Origin of the sequence: Allobosea rubneri, from assembly GCF_032464875.1 — a bacterium.
Classification (GTDB): Bacteria; Pseudomonadota; Alphaproteobacteria; order Rhizobiales; family Beijerinckiaceae; genus Allobosea; species Allobosea rubneri.
On record NZ_JAWDID010000126.1, the window covers coordinates 1 to 1,382 of the forward strand.

A 1,382-nucleotide genomic window follows, 5' to 3' on the forward strand; every position below is an offset into this window, starting at 1 on the left:
ACACGCATGCGAAGATCGTCACTCAGAGCTTGCGCCATCCTTCATTCCCTTTAACAGGAAGGTTGAATCAGCCCGAGCCGAGTTCGTCACATCACTATCGATTCAACGTTCGACGGAAACGCTCTAGCCCGCCAATCGCCTCGCACGGGCTTTTTAAATGTCCGAAGCAGTTCACATTGCTCGACTTGAAGTTCAATCGTCGGGTCCGCGACCTTTGCCGCTCGATAGCCCGCAAGCCATTGCGGAAGTGCTAGGCGTCGGCCGCGACTACTTCCGCGCGCCTTTCATAGCGCTCATGATTTCGCGGATCGGGGCAGTGATCTTCCAGGAAGTTGAGTTGAGAAGCGCCCGATTATGCTCCTCAAGTTCCGTAACTCGCTGGCGCAGATGCGCGTGGATGTCCATCGGGCGCCAGTTATCCGGCTTCCTGAACGCCCCGACCGTATCACCCCAATCTGAGGCTGGGTCAGCGAGGTCCGACTTCGCCTCCAGAGTTTCCAGGCCGGCCCATCTCCCGATCGCGGCGTAGCCGTCGGGATAGTAGCGCCAACAATCCATCGGATAGCGATGTTCGTGACCTTTGGAAGGGGCGATCAGAAAGAACAGGCCGCCGGGCTTCATCACACGTGCAACCTCGGTCGCGACTAGCCAAAAGAATTCCATGTGCTCGAAGGCTTGGCCCGAGACAATTACGTCATAGGAGGAGCTTGAAAACGGGAGCGTATGGGGGTCGCTCAGGACGAAATCGACGTTTGGCCCCGCGGCTTGGTCGACTCCGTGATAGGTCCAGTTGAGATTGTCAAACAGGGGCTTGTAGCTGCCGTTGACATCGTAGCTGCCGATATCGGCAATCATCAGGTTCTGATCGGGCCGCAGGTATTTTTCAGTCAACGCACGCATATGCTCGTATGATGATGGGTGCATGTCAGCCTCGGCTGTCGTGAACTCGCTTTCCCCTTAGCAGACAGCGCAAGCGCCCTCTAGGCCGTCGCTGTTGTACGCGCCCGCAGCCGAGCGTTGCCGAGATCGTCGCGGAGCTGCCGGCGATGGTCGACCGGCATCCTAGAGTAAGAGCAGCGAAAGTGCGATCGCGCCGATCAGATTGATCGAGGTCGCAATCCAGATGAGCGTCGCTTCTGCGATGATATGGCTACCTGCTCGCTATGGTCTACCATTGACGCACAAAAGCGGACCTTTTCCGCGGCGTCATACAACATCGACTAGTTCATAACTCGCATCCCCAATAGGGGCATGACCCGCCGCGCGCGGGCTTCTCTATTGGGCCATGGGTGTCAAGTCGGCTGACGACGAATGTCTCAGATGGGCCGGAAGGGGAAGTTGGCTCTCTGATCAGTCGCGTGTTCCCCGTGGAAGAGGCCGGC

The 1,382-nt window shown here is 57.8% G+C and carries 1 protein-coding gene; it reads right to left on the reverse strand.

The window, feature by feature from the left end; all coding sequences use genetic code 11:
- Window positions 1-267: 267 nt before the first annotated feature.
- Entirely contained in the window at window positions 268-900 is a 633-nt protein-coding gene (locus RKE40_RS29565) for a methyltransferase domain-containing protein (RefSeq protein WP_316021723.1), read from the reverse strand.
- Between the last annotated feature and the right edge of the window lie 482 nt (window positions 901-1,382).